We start from the raw sequence: 21,306 nt of genomic DNA on the forward strand, positions 1-21,306 counted from the left end.
ATGGAGCGCTTACAGTCGAATACACCGTACCATTCGTTGGATTGCATCAGACCAGAAAAGAACACAACCGCAAACGCGAGTGCAATGTAACACCCGATCGTCACCTTGCGTTCAGCATGACCAGGGCTTGTCATAAATTCACCTATATATGTGGAACAGAACACATAGATGATCCCTTGAAAGGTGTGCTAGAGAGATAATCAAAATCAATCCAATTACCGAACAATCATACCGGCCAATTATGAAGTTTTATTTTATGATTTTAATCACACTTAAAAGATAATAAATATTTATGACCAATATAAGGTAGATTTATCTAATTACCCGCTTATCCAATCCATTAACAAAGCAAGCTAAAGTTTGGAACAATTTTGTGATTAGCCACACTCTCGACGTGCTTCATGGTTTGTTGCTTATTTGAGATTTCTTGACCAAAAACTAACAAATTTTCTGTGCAATTTAATTTAGGGTGGTTCGGTCATAACTAAGAGAATTATCTAGGGTTTGCCTTTTGCTTCGATCACAATCCAACATCGCTCGATGGACACTTGCCCTTGTGGCTTGGGTTATCGTGACCTGTTTAAGTAAAAATGCGGGCCTCTATCAATCTTGCCCTCTCATTGCCGATCAAGTGACGACTGAGCATACTACTGCGCAGCAACAAAAGAGCGACAAAGGACTGACTAAGCAGTGTGAACTGTCTGAAAAGCTGATTCAGGTTTCACAAAACCATCTCGACAGCTTTATCGTGCCTTTATTCCTGTTCACGTTGGTCTTGCTCTCCATCAGTGGCGGTGAACGTAACGCTTTCCGTCATCATACCGAACCGATACCCGAAAAAGTTCGGGTGCACCTTAAGCTATGTGTGTTTAGAGAATAAAACCCGATTGCTATTCATCCTCAAATCAATTGTTTTATTTTTAATCACTTCGCGACAAAAACCGCGAAAAAGAGAGTTTTAGGAAAAATCATGAAATTCACACGCACACTATTAACTGTGGCTATCGCGCTGGTACCTCTATTTTCACACGCAGCAGAAAAAACGTCAGAAGAGAAACTGCAAGAAATTACTCAACTGCTGAAAGAAAACCCGCAGATCCTCGATTCACTGCATCAAAACCTACAAGACTACGTCGCTTACCAAAAGACGTTTAACGCGACTTTGGATGAAGCGCGCGCCTATCTTAACGATGGCAAGCACTCTTACTTCGGTGCAGAGAACCCTGAACTGACGATCATCAACGTGACTGATTACAGCTGTCCTTTCTGTAAGCGTCTTGAAGGTGAGCTAGTGAAGGTAGAGAAAGAATACCCACAGGTGAAAGTGCTGAACATGACGGTATCGTTCAAAGAACAGTATGAAAAGAACGGTTACAACTCGGCAAGTTACGCATTGAACGTTTGGCTGAACCAACATGACAAGTACAAACAAGTGCACGACTTGTTGGTGAAGAAGCCGGGTCCACACGATGCAAGTTCACTACAAAAAATCGCTAAGAAGACTGGCACAGAAGCACAGCTTGTTGACGACAAAGAGACCAAAGCGCTGTTGGATAAGAACTACGAGTACTTCACTCGCTTAGGTCTACGAGGCACACCAGCGATCATCATTAATGACCAAGTCATTCCGGGTTATGTACCTTTCGAGGAGCTTGAGAAAGTCATCGACCAAGAGCTAAAGAAATAAATAGCGATTGATACCGATAGCTATTGAAGTAGCTAAGTAAGAACCGAAAATATCAAAGCCCTTCCCTGAGTCGTCAAGGAAGGGCTTTTCTTTATCAAAAGAGCACGAGGCTAAATAGCAATTGGACGACTATTTGAGCTGGCTCCCACCAAAACTTGGCTCATTGTTTAAGTAACTCATTGGCGTGATCCCCGTCTTTTGGCGGAAAAAGTAAATGAACGCGCTGTCACTTGAAAACTCCAACCGATGCGCAACATCCGATAGCCTCATGCCGCTGGATAACAACTCAATGGCCCCCAGCAGACGCCATTGCTGACGCCAACTTTGGTACGGCATCCCCGTCTCACGATTAAAGATCCTCGTTATCGTCTTTTCACTCGCCCCAACCCATTGGCTTAACTTAGCCAAAGAAGGCGCTGTAAACGCTTCATCATCGATTTTCGCGATCCACGACTGTAATCGATAATCTTTGGGTAACGGCAATTGTAAATAGACATCTTCAGAATCGTTAAGCTCTTCTATAAATAAATTCAGGGTATTGACCTGTTCACTTTCAGGTTTATCAAATGGCCAGAAAGACATCCTTTCGATCAAGATTCTCATCAGAGGCGTCACATCGAAAATTCGAATCTTCCGCGGCAAACGTTCTGTCAACGACGGGTCAAAATAGAGAGAACGGTATTGCGCCACATTCGTTGACTGAGCGTTGTGTGATACCCCTTTAGGAATCCATGCTGCTCTCATAGGTGGCAACACATACTTGACGTCCTCAAGCGTTATCGTCATGCAACCATGTTGTGATGAAAGTAACTGGTCTTTCGCATGGAAATGAATACCTGAATCATGATCCGATACCTCGACAGCGACGCCAATGACCAATCCATTGTGTTCATCAGCACAAAAATGATCACCTTTCGAAAGTAATGCCATTGAAATCAACCTGTCCTTATTTCGATATTTTATGTTTGATTCTCATTATAAACCCAAAGCATGGCACAGATATACTTTGCTGCATCACGTAAACCAAGAAACGTGAAACACGTAGTCGAATGTCGTTCACTCAACATCAAACTAAATGTTCAAACGACGCTCAGCAATAGAGGTATTTTTGAGAACTTAACAATGAATAAATTAATAGAAAAAGTGTCCATTCCGTTGGCTGTTGTGCTCTTAATGTTTCCACAGATCATCGAGACAATGTACAGCCCTGCTCTGACTTCCGTGAAAAGTACGTTTGGCGTCAGTAGCAATGAAGCCGCACAAGCGATGTCCATTTTCTTTGTCGCTTTTGCGTTTGGTGTGGTTTTTTGGGGAAGAATGTGTGACGTCATAGGTCGAAGAGTATCAACGATACTAGGGCTTATCGTCTTCATTATTGCAGCCATTTTTACCATGCTCGCACCAACATTTAATTTGCTGCTAACCGGTTTTGGTTGCTGCGCTTTTGGAGCGGCGGTTGGTTCTGTCTGCACGCAAACCATCATTCGTGATGGCTATCATGGTAAAGAGCTCAGCCACGTTTTTTCGATTGTTGGAACATCGATCGGCATTAGCCCTGTGATCGGAATGTTGGCTGGCAGTTGGCTAACATCATTCGGCGGATACCAATGGGTTTTCATCGCCATGGTCGTGTTCATCATTGCACTGTTGGTTTGGTCGTTGTTCAAATTGCCGGAGACAAAGCCAACACACACCAAAAAAGATAGCCTGTTATCCGTCGGTATAAAGATGCTGACCGATGCGCACATCTGGTACATCACACTCATGGTAGGGTTGTTTAACATTGCGCTGTTTTCTTATTACAGCATCGCACCATTTATGTTTGAAAAACTGGGCGCAAGCGTTAATTTTTTCGGCAATACAGGGTTCATACTCGCACTGGGTTCTGTATTAGGTTCTGTCATCAATATGAAGTTAATACGCATGCATTTAAGTCACGAAAAGATAGTGATGTTTGCATCGTGGCTACTTTTGATTGGCGGATTTGGTGTATTCATCATGCAAGAGTCAGTTTGGTTTTTCATTCCTGTGGTATTGGTTTCCCTATCATTTGGACTGGCGATTCCAAACCTCTTAAGCGGCGCGTTAACTCACTATCGCGATCACTTAGGGAGTGCAGGAGCACTATTAGGCTTGTTCTATTATCTGGTCATCGGATTTGGCCTTCACAGAGCCGCTGAGTTTGGTGATTTGGCGATGACTTTAATCGGCTGTGCTGGCATTGCTTGTGTCATATCCATCATCAAATATCTTGTTGGACTGATTACTTTCAAAACCTCTGATATTGAGTTTTAAATACGACTATCTAGGAAGAAAAACCTGTTAGCACTCACGCAGCCCCTTCCCACATTCAAGTGAGAAGGGGCTGATGCCGTAGTGTCGTTTATTTCTCACGACCAACAAACGCCACAACAACTTTGTCATTGCCAAGCGAGCGAGAGAACACGTACGCGCCTTCTTGTGCAATTACTTGATGCTGGCCCGCACCAATCGCTGGATGCGCTTTACGGAACTGACCAAGGGTTTGCCAATGTTTGAGTAGCGCTTGCTTCTCATCAGATAGCTTCCATACCATGTCAGAGCGTGTGCCTTGGTGGAAATCATCCGCGTATGGACCAATGTTACGACCCACTTCGTCACCGTAGTAAACCTGAACAGCACCAAGGCTTAAAAGCAGTGCATTCGCGGCGTTACGCTGCATGCCGTAATCTTTAAAGCGAGAGAAGAACAACTCAGTATCGTGAGAAGACATGTAACTCACTGGGTTAAAGTCTTTCTCGTTAGCGATTGTGTTTGCATAACTTTGGTAGGTGTCTGCCATTTGGCTGAAACACGCCGCGCCTTTGTCTAACTTCTTCTGCATATCAAAGTTAATCAACGCATCAAAGCCATCGTCAAAATATGGGCTGCGATATGCTGTATGCCCCCATACTTCGCCCATCATCCAGAATGGCTGACCCGATTTTCCGTTCTCTTTACGCCACTGCTCAAGACTGCTCGAAGCTTCTTCTTTCAAACGTTTCCACACATCGCCTTCAACGTGCTTCACCGTATCGACACGGTAGCCATCAATACCAAAGCGTTTCACCCAATCAGTTTGCCACTCAATTAGGTAGTCCGAGACGGTGTAATTGTCACGCGCCTCTACGCGAGTACCAGGGTTATCCGATAGCCACTGCGCTGGCTTCACGGCTTTGTCTGATTCAGTGATAAAGTCAGGCAAACCCGCCAATGACATGGTGATATCACTGCTGCCCGGAGCTGGGTATCCCGGTAGACCTGTTCTTACCCAGTCACCGCCCCACCATTTCGCCCAGTTTGGACTCTGGTAATCAATATTCTGGTGGTAGCTATGCCAGTTTTCGCCCGCTTTTGGTTTCCAATCCCCCCACTTCTTAGGTAGGTCAGCGTTTGGCTTTAACACCTCAATACCGTCAAATTGCAAATCGGCTAACGTTGAGTAGCCAGTGTGGTTGATTACCGCATCCATCAAGACTTTAAGGCCACGTTTATGCGCCTCTTCCACCAGCTTTTTAAGATCAGCTTCATTACCGAAGTTCTCATCAATCTTGGTAAAGTCACGCGTCCAGTAACCGTGATAAGCGTAGAATGGGAATGAGCCGCTATCGCCGCCGCCCACAAAACCGTGTACTTGCTCAACGATTGGCGATAACCAAATTGCATCTGTACCTAGGCTTTTGATGTAATCCAGTTTCTCGATCACGCCTTTTAGGTCACCGCCGTGGAAGGTACCGATCTCTTCTTTGCCGTCTTTCTTGCGCCCATAGCTGTTGTCATTGCTCGTATCGGCATTATTGAAACGGTCAACCATCACGAAGTAAATGTTGGCATTGCGATAATCAAACTGTACTGCTTCTTTGGTTTTCTTCACTGGCTCTAGCAGCACCAAACCGCCAGAGTCTTTGCTTGGCGTCAGCGATACTTGCTGATCTTTTACTTCGACCATTTGCCCAGAGTAAGCATCGCGCAACTTGGTGCCATCTGGGAAACTGTCACCTAACGCGATGGTGACTTCGCCGCCTTGGTAAACCTCACATTGCACTTGTGGGATTGGGCGTTTGAATTCGGTCTTCGCAGCTTTCTTAGGTTCACGCTTGAAGCGCAGTGTTTTCGCTTCCGCATCAAAAGCAAAAGAGTAATCGCCGGTAAAGCGGATTTTTAACGGCAGTTCCGTTGGCTTACCGCAGTTCAACGCGATGGGCTTGTTAAACTTTACCTTTTGACCATCAGGCGCGACACAATCGCCTTCAACGCCAGTGATTTTGAGCGTGTAGCCATCTTTGGTTAAGGGTACAACCAAGGGCTGCTCTGCACTTAAAGGAAAGTCACGGCTGTTGGTCGTGGTAGATATGGTGATGTTTGGCTCGGCGATGGCACTTGCCGATGCAAGCAATAAGGTAGTCGTAATCAGATTCAGTTTCATCGTTCAGTCCATTGGTTGCGCATAGGCGCAGTATTCGTGTTGTAGTTTTATTCACACTAATAGTAAATGGATGAAAAACTGAGCACATCATTCTGAAAGGCTACGCCCTAAAGCTTGTGACGCTTCACATTTTGCTTTTATTGGGGCGTAGTTCTGTACGAGTTGATGGGGCATATTTTTGAGTTTGTGACACATGATGGCTTGGGGTATAGGTGAACTCATAGGTTTGGTGGTTGATTAATCGCATTCCTTCAAATAAAAGTGGTCAGTATTTTACTGACCACTTTTTGGTTTATTCGACCAAAGTGAACCCCTTGATTATGCTTTGGTTTCTTAGGTAGATGATGGTCGCGTTTGGCAGCGTGGCTGAAGAAATGTTCACTTCTTCTAGTTTATTTTGGTTATCGATGTTCAAGTCATTGAGGCTCACGTACCCAAGTGTTAGATGGGTCAGATCGACGTTATTGCTGATATCAATTTGAGTGACTTTCTTGGCCCAAACGGTCAAATAGCTGAGCTTGGTTAGCGCACTTACATCTAGAGTTTGCAGCTTATCACCATCAAGCGAAAGGTAACTAAGTTCAGGGTTGTTGCTCAAATCAACATGACTTGAAGTAGGTACCAGAGACATGAGCTTCACGTTTGGATAGTGGCTCAATTCTAGATTTATCTCGGTATTATACAGGCGCAGGGTATCGAGTTTCGCCATGGTGGAGCTGATCATCATGTCTAATTGAGAATCTTCTGCGGCAAAACTAAACAAGTTTGGAGCAATGGTTAAATCCATCGATGTCAGTTGGGTGTTACTGATGTTTATTTGCGACAGCTTGGTATATTCATTGCGCCAGTCGATTCGAGTGAGTGGATTGTGCGTTGCGGTAAATTCAGTGAGCCCTTTCAATCCGGTCAGATCGAGCGTGGTCAGGTCATTTTCATCAAGGTCAAGGTGCGTTAGGCGCTCGCCGTCTGGCAGGCTGACTTGAGTCAATACATTCACTTCAGCATTGAGTCGTTCCAGCTTCGATAAATTGCTCGCATCTATTTCCGTTAGTTGATTGTAGCCAAGTTCAAGTGAGGTAAGGCTGGTTAATTGGTCGAGGCCCCAAACCGAGGTGATGCCAGTCCCTGTGCAGTTCAGGTGGTGCAGATCTTCAACGTACTCAATTTTGTTGTACACAGCTTCCGTGGCAATGCATTCTGCAAATCTTACGTCGTTAAAAGAAAGGCTGATGAGTGGGGTTTTCGTCGCGTTTGTGGCGGAGTTACCGCTGTCAGAGCCGCCACAGCCTAACAGGGCGAGGGTGATCAGTGGGAGAAGAGCATTACGCATACTATCGTTCCTTGTTGGTATTGTTGTTGAATAACGGTCAGATGGCGGCAAGAAGTGGGTTTATTTTCTGCGTTTGGCAGTCGTTAGAATACTTCGCGTACAAGTTGAACTTGATCACCTTTCTTTGGCGAAAGGGGCTGTGGTTTCAGAGAGTTACTATATCGATATGATGAAGTGTTTACAGTGATATTTTGTGATTCGCCGAGTCAGTTCGCAAACAGCGCCGTTAACGAAAAAGCACCCTGCAGGTTTTAGACAGGAGTCATGAATTGGCGACAGGGTGCTTAATACTTGATTGCAGCGCGTGCTTCTCATGAGATTGATGCTCTCTTGACTGTACGTGCGGCTGATATGCTCAATGGTTGATAGCGTAGCGTTGTGACCAATCGGTTGAGAAAAGCGCGTGTCGAGATAGCGAACGCGCAGGCTATCAATGTTCTGACAGTCTTCAATGACCGATTCAATTGTAACCGCTTCACGTAATGATTCTTTTGCACTAATAACGGCTTCAAGCAACTTGTACGTGATTTGGGGAACGAAAAGACAACTAAAGCTGCACGCTGCCTAGGTTGCGCATTTGCCTCATCGCCCAATTGACGCGGCTGATGGTGTAAGAAGTCTGAGGGTAGACTTTGATTCGATAAGGGTTTGGCAGCACTACTGCAAGCCTTGCGGCTTGGCGCGTCGAAAGTTGTTTAGCAGGGATACCAAAGTAGTTTTGCGCAGCGGCTTCTGCGCCATAAATACCTGGGCCAAATTCCACCACATTCAAATACACTTCGAGAATGCGTTCTTTACTCCACATTGCTTCCATCAGCAGAGCAAAATAAAGCTCATAAGCTTTGCGCACATAAGAGTGTGAAGGAAACAGAAACACGTTCTTTGCAGTTTGCTGAGTAATCGTGCTCGCACCGCGAGAAGGGCCGTTCTCGCCAGACTCTGAGATCACTTTAAACAAGGAATCAAAATCCACTCCGTAATGGGTCGGGAACTTTTGATCTTCTGTCGCAATCACGGCCAATTGAATGTGCTTAGAAATGTCATTCAAAGGTACCCATTCATTTTGACTCTCTTCAGAGAATCCCTCTGGAGGAGAAATCATGCGGCTGATCTTCCATCCCCAAATTGGTGGTTCGACGTATTTCACTATGCCAACGAGCATCACTGGTAAAAGCAAAAGCACCAATAAGATATTGAACAGAAGGGATTTAATCTTTCTCAAAGTCCGACCTAGCTTGATTTCATAAAACAATATGATGCAAGTATAGAGTATGCAGTCTGTTTATCGTTAGTGAAAACTTGGTCAAAAAAAGCCCGATTTACATGGTAAAGCGGGCTTGGTATTGATTATGTGTTTTGGCTAGTTAAGTTTGTTTTACGAACTCAACTTACTTTGCCAGTTTGTAGAATACAGTTGATAGTGGCGGTAGACGCAGCTCAAGAGACTGAGGTAGCGATTCACTTTCTACTTCTTGCGTTTCTACGCTGTTTAGCACATCAAAGCCGCTGCCGTCGTATTTCGCATCGTCCGTGTTAAGCAGAAGTTCGTACTTACCTTCCATCGGCACGCCCAAACGGAAATGTTCATGCGGCACTGGCGTAAAGTTGCTGATCACTAATACGCGTTCACCATCTTGGCTAATACGCTCGTGCGCAAGAATGCTTGCTTCCGCTTCATCTTGCAAACGCCATTCAAAACCAGCCGGCACACAATCTTGATCGTGCATCGCCGCTTCATCACGGTACAAATGGTTCAAGTCTCGAATCAATGCTTGCACACCTTGGTGGCGAGCAAACTCCAGCAAGAACCATTGTAGCTGGTCATCGTGGTTCCACTCTGCGGTTTGACCAAGCTCTGCCCCCATGAAGTTTAGCTTCTTACCCGGTTGACCATACATGTAACCGTAGTAAGCACGTAAGTTCGCCGTTTGTTGCCACTCATCACCCGGCATCTTGTTATGGATAGAGCCTTTGCCGTACACCACTTCATCATGAGATAACGACAGTACATAGTTCTCGCTGTGTGCGTAAACAAGCGGGAACGTGATGGTATTATGGTGGTATTTGCGATGAATAGGATCTTCTTGGATGTAAGAAAGACTGTCGTGCATCCAACCCATATTCCACTTAAAGCCAAAGCCTAAACCGCCCATAAATGTCGGTGCAGATACGCCCGGGAATGCCGTCGATTCTTCTGCAATGGTCATTGCGTTCGGGAAGTGCTTGTACACTTCTTCGTTCATCCACTTTAGCGTTGCGATCGCATCGTAGTTCTCGTTACCGCCGTCCACATTTGGAATCCACTGATCGTGACTGCGTGAGTAGTCTAGGTAGAGCATCGACGCGACAGCATCCACACGGATACCATCAATATGGAATTGCTCAAACCAGTAAAGCGCGTTAGACACAAGGAAACGGCGCACATGCTCACGACCTAGATCGTAGATGTAAGAGTTCCAGTCTTGGTGCCAACCACGGCGAGGATCTGGATCGTGGAACAGAGGCGTACCATCAAAATTCGCTAAGCCATGATCATCCGATGGGAAGTGCGCAGGTACCCAATCCAATACCACTCCCAAACCAGCTTGGTGACATGCATCAACGAAGAACTTGAAATCATCTGGAGAGCCGTAGCGACTCGTCGGCGCAAACAACCCTACAGGTTGGTAACCCCAAGAGCCAAAGAACGGATGTTCAGAAACTGGCATCAGTTCAACGTGGGTGTAGCCCATGTCGACAAGGTAAGGTACTAACTCAGCGGCCAGTTCACGGTAGTTTAGGAAATCGCCGTCTGCGTTGCGTTTCCAAGAACCCGCGTGCAGTTCGTAGAAAGACAACGCTTCATCACGTTTCTGCGTCACTGGACGGTTTTGCCATTTCGCATCTTGCCACTGGTAACGGTTGTGATCGTATGTGATCGACGCGAATGACGGGTATTGTTCAGAGTAGAAGCCCCAAGGGTCTTGTTTATGAGGAAGTCCTTCCCCATTTGGACCTTTAAGTTCAAATTTGTATTGTACGCCCTCTTCCAAACCAGGAATGAATAGGCCCCAAATACCGTAATCTAAGCGTTGCATTGGATGACGACGGCCATCCCACTGGTTAAAGCTACCCACTAGGCTGATAGCAGATGCATGAGGCGCATAAACAAGGAAACGAACACCAGAGATGTTTTCACCACCGCGCTCGATGGTCACAAACTGTGAACCCATGTAGCGGTACATGTCTTTTGGTGTATGTAGATGTTCGTATTCTTGATAAATGTTGTGGTATTGGTAAGGGTCGTCGATGAGCTGCCCTACACCATTCCAGTCGACTGCAAGTTGGTAATGCGTTAGATGCAAGTCACGCTTGTCTTTTAAGACAAAGCCGCTTTCATCTTCACGCTCTAGCTCAATTCGAGGTTCGCCGCTGATAACCAATTCAACTTTGTCTGCACCTGGCATCCAAACGCGTAACGATCCTTCACCGTCATCAATGAATGGGCCAAGTGACGCAAATGGGTCTGAGTAAGCCGCCTCAGCTAATAATTGGTAAGCGCATTCGTGTTTTTTCTTTACCTTGGTTTTCAATTCTTTCTCCCTAGCACCGATATTCTCCTTATGGTTTTTGAACATCGGATTTCCTCAGCCAAACGTTGTGAATTCACACAATTATAAAAAGCCGCACTCTATCCAAGAGATGAATAAAATAGCGTCAAAAAACAAAAATGCCCGCTATTGTTGCGGGCATAATAACGGTACTCCATCCTAACGGATTGTGCCGATTTAATGAGTGACCTAGGCTGTACTTTCGTACCTCAGCGCAATTAAATTCGCGGATTCCTACATCACTCATTCCACCTTATTTGCTCGCTTTCGCGCGCACTTCAGTCAAGCGCTTAGAAATACGGTTAACGTCTTCACGGCTGAAGATTTCATCAAGGTTCATCGACAGTTTACGACGCCAGTTTGGATACTCATCTACCGTGCCAGGAATGTTGACCGGTTGGTCCATCTCTAGCCAGTCTTCAAGCTGAACACTCAGTAGTGCAGAATCACCCGCAGCCACATGCAACTGCAATGCTTCACTTAGGTAAGAATCCATTGGTACGTATTGCGCATCATGGCCGATACCTTCTGGCAGGTAACCGTGCCAACGTACGCTGTCGAGAATGCCTTGCTTACACTTCAAACGATCCTCAAATAGACCCTCTAATTGTTGCTCGTCTGGGTATAGACCGATCTCACGACCCATCTTCAAGTCGTCGCAGTGCCAGAAACCACGGAGGGTTGGCATATCGTGCGTACACAATGCCGCCATAGACTGCTCAGCGTAGTGCTTCGGAGAAATGAAGCCGCCGTCGTCTTTTGATGTTTCGAAGAAGAACACTTTGTATGAGTGAACGCCTGCGTCACGTAGGATATCCACGATTTCATCTGGCACAGTACCCAAGTCTTCACCGATTACAGAACACTGATGACGGTGAGACTCAAGTGCTAGGATTGCCAGCATGTCTTCAACTGGGTAATACAGGTAAGCACCTTCTGTCGCTTTCTCACCTTTTGGAATCCACCATAAACGAAGCAGGCCAAGAACGTGGTCGATACGCAGCGCACCACAGTGTTTCATGTTGGCACGCAGTAGCTTGATGTACGCGTCGTACCCTGTTGCTTCCAACACTTGTGGGTTTAGCGGTGGTAGACCCCAGTTTTGGCCTAGTGGACCAAGGATATCTGGTGGCGCACCGATGCTCGCATCCAATACTAACGCGCCGTCATCCGCCCAAGTCTCGCTGCCGGAATCCGCAACACCAACCGCAAGATCGCGGTACAAACCAACCGTCATGCCTTTTTCTTCAGCAAGAGCCTGCGCTTCTTTGATTTGGTCGTCTGCAAGCCACTGCAGGTACATGTACAGATGAACGCGGTCCGAGTTATCTTTAATGTACTTCTGAGTTGCCGCAGCATCGAACGTGCGGAACTTCTCAGGGAATACTGGCCAACCCCAAACGCTTGAATCTTCAGCGTGCAGTTCACCGTGTAGCGCATCGAATGCCGCTTGGTGAAGCAGGCTCTCGCCACCAAGTTCTACAAACTCGAGGAATGCACGAGCACGGTCTGTGTTCTTGTCTAGATGACGCGCTTTAAACTCGCTAAATAGCAGCGGAAGAATGCTCATCTTAAGCTCAGACACTTCGATGTAGTTCACCCAATGTGATTCACGTGCTTTTTGTAGACGTTGTTGGAATTCAGCGCTGCCAACGCGTTGTTGTGCTTCTGCACTTAGCGCGAATTCAGGCACAGAGCTTACGTCGATGTACATGATGTTCAACCAACGACGAGAAGACGGGCTGTATGGGCTCGCACCTTCTGGGTTCGCCGGGAACAATGAATGGATTGGGTTCAAACCAAGGAAGTCACCGCCACGAGATGCGATGTCACTCACCAACTGCTTCAGGTCACCGAAGTCACCGATACCCCAGTTGTGCTGAGTACGCAGTGTGTAAAGCTGAATGCTTGGACCCCATAGCTTTTTGTGTTGGTTTAAATCTTCTTGTTTGAAACACGCTTTCGGTGTGATGATCAGCGACATTTCGTAAGGAGTCTTACGACGTTTACGACTGATGATCAGTTTGTGGTAACCCCATGCCAAGTTCTTTGGCAATGCAAACACTAGAGGGCCACCCTCAGCTCGTTCATCACGAACAATTTGCGACTGAAGATAGCCTTCAAGTACCTCTCCTTGTTCTGTTTCTAAACGCCAGCTAAATTCGCTCTCGCGAGCACTCGTACCTAGGTTTAGTTCCACTTCGACTGGTTCGCCGTCGCGTAAAACAAGAACAGGGGCTAGTACGTCTTTCTTATGTTTTTTCTCAGCAGAAGCCAATAGCTTCTCATCGCTGCTAGTATCGTAGCCAAGTGAAGTGAGCAAGCGGCGCAGTGTTTCTTCAGAAACTTTTGCCTCGTCTCCCCACGCGCTGACGTAGCTATCAGCTAATCGCGCCATGTCTGCGACTTTCTTTAGTGCTGTTTGTTCTTTCATCGCTTTCTCCGAAGGTAATACCAACACCTTCCATGTAGGGTTTTATTGTTATCAATAACTAATCTTTGAAAATGACCAAAGGTAGCGCTCGGCTACCTTGGTCTTAACTGGGTTCTATTAGCGTTTCACCGCTTCAAGTTTCCAGATGTTGTTCACGTAGTCGCGGATAGAGCGGTCTGATGTGAACTTACCAACTAGGGCAGTGTTAAGAATCGCTTTCTTAGCCCAGCCTGCTTGGTCTTTGTATTGTTGGCCCATTTCTTCATGCGCTTTCACATAAGATGCGAAGTCAGCAAGACATAGGTACGGGTCACCGCCATCTAGTAGGCTATCGAATGTAGCGCGTAGTAGGCCCGGTTGACCTGGCGTAAACTCGTCACCTGTTAGTAGGTCTAGAGACGCTTTCAGTAGGTGATCTGCGTTGTAGTAGTCGTAAGGGTTGTAGCCAGCTGCTTTAACCGCTTTCACGCCTTCAACATCAAGACCGAAGATGTAGATGTTCTCTTTGCCTACTTCTTCACGAATCTCAACGTTAGCACCATCCATCGTACCGATAGTTAGGGCACCGTTAAGAGCCATCTTCATGTTACCTGTACCAGATGCTTCTTTACCCGCTAGCGAGATTTGTTGTGAAACGTCTGCCGCAGGGATGATGATCTCAGCCATGCTCACGCGGTAGTCAGGGATGAATACCACTTTCAGTTTGTTACCGATGCGAGGATCGTTGTTGATCTTGTCTGCAACCTTGTTCACTGCGAACATAATTTCTTTCGCTAGGTGGTAACCCGGTGCTGCTTTCGCTGCGAAGAAACATACGCGTGGCTCACACTCGAAACCAGGTTCGTTCAGGATGCGGTGGTATAGAGACAGAATGTGCAGCAGATCTAGGTGCTGACGCTTGTACTCGTGTAGACGCTTGATTTGAACATCGAAGATAGCATTAGTATCTAGTTCGATACCCATGTTCTCTTTCACCCAGTTAGCTAGGCGCTCTTTGTTCTCTTTCTTAACAGCCATGAATTCTTTTTGGAATTTCGCGTCTGTTGCGTACTTAGCAATACCTTCTAGCTGCTCTAGTTTCGCTGGCCATTCTCGACCAATTTTCTCAGTGATTAGCTTAGAAAGACCTGGGTTACAGAACTTCAACCAACGACGTGGCGTGATGCCGTTCGTTACGTTGTGTAGACGAGTTGGGTACATCTCGTGGAACTCTGGGAATAGGTCTTTCTTAACCAATTCAGAGTGAAGTGCTGCTACGCCGTTTACCGCGTAAGAACCAATCACACATAGGTTAGCCATGCGAACCATGCGGTTGAAACCTTCTTGGATGATAGAAAGCTTCGCTTGCTTCTCACCGTCACCAGGCCACATCTTACGAACTTCTTGTAGGAAGCGGTGGTTGATTTCAAAAATGATTTCCATGTGGCGTGGAAGTAGACGCTGGATTAGCGACTCTGGCCATGTCTCTAGTGCTTCTGGAAGTAGCGTGTGGTTAGTGTACGCGAATGTCTGAGAACTGATTTCCCAAGCCGCTTCCCAAGTAAGACCTTTTTCGTCCACTAGGATGCGCATTAGCTCAGGGATAGCAATTGTTGGGTGCGTATCGTTAAGCTGGATTGTCTCTTGCTTAGGTAGATCCGCTAGCGAGTAACCTGCTGCTTCGTGGCGACGTAGGATGTCGCGTACAGACGCTGCTGAGTGGAAGTACTGTTGCATTAGACGCAGTGTTTTACCTTTTTCGTGGTTGTCGTTCGGGTAAAGCACTTTAGTGATGTTACCTGCATCGATCAGCGCGTGCTGAGCTTCGAAGTAATCACCGTTGTTAAAGCTTTCTAGTGAGAATGGTGCAATTGCCTGACATTCCCAAAGACGTAGAGGGTAAACCGTGTCTGATTCGTAACCTACGATAGGTAGATCCCAAGGCATTGCTTTTACAGACATACCAGGAACCCATTTACGAACTTCTTTACCGTTCTCATTTACCACTTCAACGTGACCGTAGAAGCCGATTTCTTGTGCAAGCTCAGGGCGAGCCACTTCCCAAGGGTAACCTTCTACACCACGCCATGCGTCTGGTGCTTCTTGTTGGCGGCCGTCTTTGAACGACTGCTTAAATAGACCGTATTCGTAATGCAGGCCGTAACCTACAGTTGGGAATTCTTGTGCTGCACATGAATCCATGAAACATGCTGCTAGACGACCTAGACCACCGTTACCCAGTGAAGGGTCGCGTTCTTCTTCTAGAAGGTCTGTTAGGTTGTGACCTAGCTCAGCCATTGCTTCCGTGATCTCTTCGTAAAGACCCATGCTGATTAGGTTGTTACCAGTCAAACGACCGATAAGGAATTCTAGTGAAAGGTAGTTAACGCTTTTCGCTTCTTGGATGCGAGCGTCCGCTTCAGTAGCAAGCAAATCACAAGTCGTAAATTCAGCCAGTGCGCGACCCATTGCTAGGTACCATGCGCGGCTATCTGCATTTTCAATCGTGTGAGCGTAAGTTACAGATAGATGTTTCTTCACGCTTTCTTGGAACGACTTCTTGTCAAATTGTTTCTGTTGAGTAGGTTTCATTAAGAAATTCTCACGTCTTTTAGTAATTCATCTGCCATACATCGTGCATTTCCCTCTGTGAATAAACATCCTCCCATTTGTCCTCCCCACAAGGAGGAGGGGGTAGGGCGTAGAGGGCGTAAGCTTGCAAACTTAGTGATCTAAATCGCAACACAGCAGCCTATCGTCCGATTCTTAGTGATTCGGATCACAGCCACCTAATGGAAAGATTAAAATTTGCTCATGACGTTTTTTATTCACCCTTCTCACTCCATTGTAAAAACTGTCTTATCGATCACATTACTTCTTTTAACATTGATAATTTCTCCTTAATAGATGTGCAACTCTTTCTACATGGGATCAATACCACCGGCTTTTAAGTGACCAAAATCACAAATATAGGGCGTATTTGATGGCATTTACATCAACTCTCGAGAATTAGGAAGTGGATCAAAGTAAGAGGCATTTCTGATGTCGTAACATCCACAACGACTCGCAAGCTTGTACACTTTTTATACAAACTAGAATTTAGTGGTGTGAGTCAATTTCTAGTTTCGCTAGCTTAAAAAATTTAAGGACAGAATTAATAATGTGGATTCCATCAAAACTTACTCGCCCTGGCCGCTTGCATAATGCGATCGTCCGCCCGCGAGTATTGGACTTACTACAACAAGCGCCTTACTACAAACTGGTACTGTTTCGCTCGCCAGCTGGTTACGGGAAAACCACCATGGCAGCACAGTGGCTATCAGATAAACCGAATGTGGGTTGGTACAGCATCGATGACAGTGACAACGATGGTTTTCGATTCGTCAACTATTTGCTGCAAGCTTTAAACAAAGCGACCAACTACAACTGTTCCAACGCACAAAAATTGGCTGAGAAACGTCAGTTCTCTTCTTTACGCTCTTTATTCAGCGAAGTTTTCGCTGAGATGGCGGATTTTCAGCACGAGTGCTATGTCGTTTTAGATGACTACCATTTGATCACTAACGACGAAATTCACGAGTCAATGCGCTTCTTCTTAAAGCACATGCCAGACAACCTGACTGTGGTGGTCACTAGCCGTGCGGCGCCACCATTGGGTACTGCGAACCTTCGCGTCCGTGATCTGATGATTGAAATCGGCAACGAGATGTTGGCGTTCGATACCGAAGAAACCACTCGTTTCTTTAACCAACGCATTGCCGATGGCATCGATGAGGATATGGCCAATAACCTGCGCACTTATGTAGAGGGCTGGCCATCCGCGCTACAGCTAATCGCACTGCAGGCGCAGCACCAGAACCGCACACTGGCACAAACCGTAGAATCGGTGTCTCAGTTTAACCACGCGCATCTGTGGGATTACCTCGTAGAGGAAGTCTTTGACCTTCTCGACCAAGAAACCCGTCATTTCTTAATGCAAGTGTCGGTGCTTGACCACTTTAACGACGAGCTCGTGTTTGCCCTGACTCAGCGTGAAGACGCGCTAGGCATGATTGAATCACTCAACCGCTTCGGCTTGTTTATCTATCCATTAGAAGGTGAGCAAAACTGGTTCCGCTTCCATAACCTATTTGGTGAGTTCTTGTCTCATGAGCGCCTTGCTCGCATTCCTCAACAAGAAAAAGACCTACACCGAAATGCCGCGGTTGCTTGGCTTAAGCAAAAAGCCCCTCATCAAGCGATTCATCACGCCCAAAAGACCAACGACACCGACCTGATCGTAGAAATTTTGAATGAGTTCGGCTGGAAGATGTTCAACCAAGGCGAGTTGACAACCCTAGAGTCTGCCATCAACCAACTTGATAAAGATCTGCTGTTCAGCCATCCGAAATTATCGATGTTGCGAGCTTGGCTAGCGCAGAGCCAACACCGCTATAACCAAGTAGGCAAACTGCTAGCGGAAGCAAAAGAAGAGCACAAAAAGCGTAATATTGAGATCGATTCTGGCTATCAAGGCCAAGCAAATGCCCTACTCGCTCAAGTCGCGATCAATAGCAACCAACCAGAGCACGCATTAGAACTTGCCGAGCTTGCCTTAAGTCAGCTTGACCCAACCGTATACCGCAGCCGTATTGTGGCTACGTCGGTCGTCGGCGAAGTTAACCACGTATTAGGCAAACTGGATCGCGCATTGCCAATGATGCAGCAAACCGAAAAACTGGCGCGCCAGTATCAGGTTTACCACCAAGCGTTGTGGGCAATCTTGCAGCAAAGCGAAATCATGATCGCCCAAGGCTACGTTCAAGCAGCGTTTGAACTTCAAGATTCAGGCTTCCGTCTGATTGAAGATCAGCAACTTCAACACGTTCCTCTTCATGAGTTCTTGTTACGTATTCGTGCGCAGGTATTGTGGTGCTGGAACCGTTTGGATGAAGCGGAAGAATGTGCGTACAAAGGCCTGCAAATCCTAGAAAACCACTCACCAAGTAAGCACTTACACAGCTACTCAATGTTGGCTCGCATTGCCATTGGCCGTGGTGAGTTGGATAAAGCGGGCAAATTCATCGAACATATCCGACATCTGATGAAGCAATCCACTTACCACGTTGACTGGACAGCCAATGCCTCACTTTCTCTGATCTTATTCTGGCAAGCGCGCGGCAATACAGAAGCGATTCAAGAATGGTTGAACACCGCCGTCCGTCCTGAATCGGCATGTAACCACTTCCAACAGTTGCAATGGCGTAATATTGCTCGTGCTCATATCAACCTTGGTCAGTATGATGAAGCGCGCGAAGCACTGGACTTTTTACAAAGCGAAGCTCGCCGTACGAATTTGGTGACGGATACAAACCGTAACTTGGTTGTCGAAGCCATCTTGGCAGCACGCCAGAAAGACGAAGAGCAAGCCAAAACACTGCTGAAAGAAGCACTAGTGATGACAAATCAGACAGGCATGGTAGGTAACTTCTTAACTGACGGTGCAACCATTGGTGGTCTGCTAGAGAAGCTGAGCTTACGTCATGAGTTGGGCGATCTAGAACGCCATCGTGCGCAACAGTTGATGAAAGACATTTCATCTAACCAACGCAGCCGTTCTATTCACTTCGATGAAGACTTTATCGAGAAGCTAGTCAATCACCCGAATGTACCGGAATTGGTTCGTACTAGCCCACTGACTCAACGCGAGTGGCAAGTACTTGGCCTGATTTACTCTGGCTTTAGCAACGAGCAAATCGCACAAGAGCTGGATGTGGCAGGCACAACGATTAAGACTCACATTCGTAACTTGTACCAGAAGCTCAACATTGCCAACCGTAAGGAAGCGATCGTGACAGCGGAAAACTTATTGCAGCTAATGGGTTACTGATTGGATTGAGTAAATATAAGTGGTGAACACAAGGGTTGGCGTTATGCGTCAGCCCTTTTTTATTACTAATTAATCTTTGAAAAGTGCAAATTGCAAAGCACGTAGGAAACGTTGTACATATATACCCAAGTAACCTCGAGATGCTAGGTTCAGCGAGAATGACTTGGTTTGTAGACGCGGCGGCGATTTAAAGGTTTAGTGGGTCTAAATCAAGAATCGGCAACAAAGTATACAAGCCAAGACAACTCGCCCTTTGGGAGCGTGTTATTGACTCGATTGCTGCGTCAAACAACTTGGAAAGAGCTAGCTATTACACGGCGTTGTTTTCCTTGCCCCCGAATCAATGACAACGCTCTGAATCCTGCATCTTGAAGTCACTTGGGTATATTACAAACAAAAAAATAGCCAACCGCAATTAGGACGATTGGCTTATGTATTTTGTGAACAATGTGTATTCACTAACAACGTCAGTTGGCTAGGTGACCCTCGGCTTAAGAAGGGTCGAAAAGAATTGTGCATTAATCATGCCAATTTGAAAAGTACTATTTTTGGGCACAAGATCTCATATCAAATCTTGTTACACCCTCAACCTTTGCATTATGCAAAACCAAAATGCAAAGCGCAATTGCAAGACGCAAACTGGCCACATAAGTGATAAATAAATCATCAATTAACCAAATTCACCAGAATTATCGTTTGCCCTAGGTAATTTATACCATTTGTCGATTTTTATATTTCAACGTCTTTGTCGCCCAATCTCGCTTATCTGCCTGTTTTGGTTTGTTGAAACTCGCAACTTCACCCGAGATGTTCTGATAAGCAATCATTTCGATATCTTCAGCAGCACTATTTCATACTTTTTTGACATCAATGTTTGTATACTCACTGCCATCAACATGACTTAGTACTTGAGAAATGAACTATCTAATCACCTACTTTAAAGGAATGGCTATGGGTGCAGCTGATGTTGTCCCTGGCGTATCAGGCGGCACCATTGCATTCATTACCGGCATTTACGATACGCTGCTAGAAAGCATTCGACGTATTAACCCATCACTTTTCTCGATTTGGAAAAAAGATGGCTTCAAAGCCGCATTTAGCCACATTAACGGCTTCTTCCTGATTTCATTGTTTGCAGGTATCTTCACCAGCATCGCAACTCTGGCCAAACTGATCAGTTGGTTACTAGAGACCCATCCAATTCCAATTTGGTCATTCTTCTTTGGTCTGATTTTGGTGTCGGTTTACCACATCATTCGCCAAGTAGAAAAGCGCGATGCGATTCGCTTTGTCGCACTATTAATTGGTGTTGGCTTTGCTTACAGCATCACGGTGCTAAAACCACTTCATATGGAACCAACGGCTATCAACACCATTCTTGCTGGTGCCATCGCAATCTGTGCGATGATTCTACCGGGCATCTCAGGTAGCTTTATTCTGCTGTTGATTGGCATGTACGCACCTGTTTTAGGCGCAGTGAAAGGTTTCCAAATTGATATCCTTGCGCTGTTCCTTGTTGGCTGTGTGGTCGGTCTGTTGTCTTTCTCTCATCTGTTATCTTGGTTACTCCGCAAGTTCCGCGATGTCACTCTGATGTTCCTTACAGGCTTGATGATCGGTACGCTACCAAAGATCTGGCCTTGGAAAGAGACGCTAACATGGCGTACAAACTCGAAAGGTGAACAAGTACCATTGCTAGAGCAAAACCTGTCACCGTTTGAGTTTGAGCACATCACGTCTCAACCATCACAACTGGTGTTAGCCGTTATCATGATGCTAGCTGCTATCGCGCTGGTGCTTGGTTTAGAGAAGTTTGCAGATTCAAACAAGTAGCGCGAAATCACTGTTTAAACATTTAGGAAGCGGAGCCATTGGCTCCGCTTTTTTTGTTTACGCTTTACAAACGATAAGTTTCAAATAGATAGGAATATACCCAAGTGACTTCATGATGCAGGATTCAGAGCGTTGTCATT

12 protein-coding genes and 1 pseudogene are annotated in these 21,306 nt (G+C 46.1%); 5 read left to right on the plus strand and 8 right to left on the minus strand.

Translation table 11 applies throughout. The annotated features are described in order from the left end of the window. Positions 1 to 134: pseudogene (locus KIV40_RS04445) on the minus strand (YjiH family protein); the annotation flags it as partial. Between the two features lie 422 nt (positions 135 to 556). On the opposite strand from KIV40_RS04445, the gene KIV40_RS04450 reads away from it, so the two are divergent. Together KIV40_RS04450 and KIV40_RS04455 are read left to right on the plus strand one after the other, a co-directional pair. Beyond that, positions 557 to 880, plus strand: coding sequence for a hypothetical protein (locus KIV40_RS04450; RefSeq protein ID WP_309145833.1), 324 nt, complete (start codon positions 557 to 559; stop codon positions 878 to 880). A 90-nt stretch (positions 881 to 970) separates the two neighbouring features. Beyond that, entirely contained in the window at positions 971 to 1,687 is a 717-nt protein-coding gene (locus KIV40_RS04455; protein WP_285348065.1) for a DsbA family protein, read from the plus strand. 129 nt (positions 1,688 to 1,816) lie between these two features. Here KIV40_RS04455 and KIV40_RS04460 read toward each other — a convergent pair whose 3' ends face one another. Then, a complete protein-coding gene (locus KIV40_RS04460; protein WP_011999164.1) occupies positions 1,817 to 2,617 on the minus strand; it encodes a helix-turn-helix domain-containing protein in 801 nt (266 codons plus the stop codon). Between the two features lie 192 nt (positions 2,618 to 2,809). Between KIV40_RS04460 and KIV40_RS04465 the strand changes: the two genes are divergently transcribed. Next, positions 2,810 to 3,982, plus strand: coding sequence for an MFS transporter (locus tag KIV40_RS04465; RefSeq protein ID WP_048814468.1), 1,173 nt, complete (start codon positions 2,810 to 2,812; stop codon positions 3,980 to 3,982). 88 nt (positions 3,983 to 4,070) lie between these two features. On the opposite strand, the gene KIV40_RS04470 is transcribed toward KIV40_RS04465, so the two are convergent. The 6 genes from KIV40_RS04470 to KIV40_RS04495 all read right to left on the minus strand — a co-directional run bounded on the left by KIV40_RS04470 (position 4,071) and on the right by KIV40_RS04495 (position 16,056). Beyond that, positions 4,071 to 6,131, minus strand: a complete 2,061-nt coding sequence (locus KIV40_RS04470; protein ID WP_285348067.1) for an alpha-amylase — start codon at positions 6,129 to 6,131, stop codon at positions 4,071 to 4,073. 292 nt (positions 6,132 to 6,423) lie between these two features. After that, complete coding sequence (locus tag KIV40_RS04475) at positions 6,424 to 7,461, minus strand: hypothetical protein (RefSeq protein ID WP_285348068.1); 1,038 nt, start codon at positions 7,459 to 7,461, stop codon at positions 6,424 to 6,426. A gap of 547 nt (positions 7,462 to 8,008) precedes the next feature. Further along, the gene (mtgA, locus tag KIV40_RS04480; protein WP_041853569.1) at positions 8,009 to 8,683 is read right to left on the minus strand and encodes a monofunctional biosynthetic peptidoglycan transglycosylase; all 675 of its coding nucleotides are present in this window, start codon (positions 8,681 to 8,683) and stop codon (positions 8,009 to 8,011) included. Between the two features lie 166 nt (positions 8,684 to 8,849). After that, positions 8,850 to 11,078 carry a 1,4-alpha-glucan branching protein GlgB gene (gene glgB / locus KIV40_RS04485; RefSeq protein ID WP_285348069.1) on the minus strand — a complete coding sequence of 743 codons (2,229 nt, stop codon included), beginning with the start codon at positions 11,076 to 11,078 and terminating at the stop codon, positions 8,850 to 8,852. Between the two features lie 226 nt (positions 11,079 to 11,304). Then, entirely contained in the window at positions 11,305 to 13,485 is a 2,181-nt protein-coding gene (gene malQ, locus KIV40_RS04490; protein ID WP_285348070.1) for a 4-alpha-glucanotransferase, read from the minus strand. A gap of 117 nt (positions 13,486 to 13,602) precedes the next feature. Then, positions 13,603 to 16,056, minus strand: coding sequence for a glycogen/starch/alpha-glucan phosphorylase (locus KIV40_RS04495; protein WP_285348071.1), 2,454 nt, complete (start codon positions 16,054 to 16,056; stop codon positions 13,603 to 13,605). A 568-nt stretch (positions 16,057 to 16,624) separates the two neighbouring features. On the opposite strand from KIV40_RS04495, the gene malT reads away from it, so the two are divergent. Together malT and KIV40_RS04505 are read left to right on the plus strand one after the other, a co-directional pair. After that, complete coding sequence (malT, locus tag KIV40_RS04500; RefSeq protein ID WP_103414586.1) at positions 16,625 to 19,333, plus strand: HTH-type transcriptional regulator MalT; 2,709 nt, start codon at positions 16,625 to 16,627, stop codon at positions 19,331 to 19,333. 915 nt (positions 19,334 to 20,248) lie between these two features. Next, complete coding sequence (locus tag KIV40_RS04505; RefSeq protein WP_005429253.1) at positions 20,249 to 21,166, plus strand: DUF368 domain-containing protein; 918 nt, start codon at positions 20,249 to 20,251, stop codon at positions 21,164 to 21,166. Positions 21,167 to 21,306: the final 140 nt, after the last annotated feature.

The organism is Vibrio sp. D173a (genome assembly GCF_030248475.1).